General features: G+C 61.2%; 1 protein-coding gene. It reads right to left on the bottom strand.

Annotated elements, in window-relative coordinates; all coding sequences use genetic code 11:
• Positions 1–327, bottom strand: a 327-nt coding sequence (locus tag Phpb_RS12465) for a PAAR domain-containing protein (RefSeq protein ID WP_131817516.1), incomplete at both ends; no start/stop codon positions are given.

The following is a 327-nucleotide window of genomic DNA, read 5'->3' as shown; positions in this document are numbered from 1 at the left end:
GGTTTTCCCCGATATCACTTTTCCGGCATGCCGGGCACCGGCAATCGCCCCGCTGACGGCCTTTTTACCGGCCTGTCGGGTAAACAGTTTACCCAGCCCTTTCAGGGCGCCTCGTGACGGCGGCGCCAGAAATTCAACGGCTATCAGTATCGCCCGTTCCCAGGCGGAGAACTCTTCGGCCACCGCCAGGTAAGTTCCCTGCCCGGAGCCGATAAACACCGTTTTAGCCCCGGATTTTATGGTGGCGCCACACGCCAGTTTGTCATCCACCCGGGCCGCCGGCGAGCCGTTGATAAACACGGTTTCACTGCCCTGGGCAATCAGGGG

This window comes from Photorhabdus namnaonensis (assembly GCF_001684335.1).
Taxonomy (GTDB): Bacteria; Pseudomonadota; Gammaproteobacteria; order Enterobacterales; family Enterobacteriaceae; genus Photorhabdus; species Photorhabdus namnaonensis.
The sequence above is the reverse complement of the archived record's forward strand: the minus strand, read 5'-3'. Positions and strand labels throughout refer to the sequence as shown.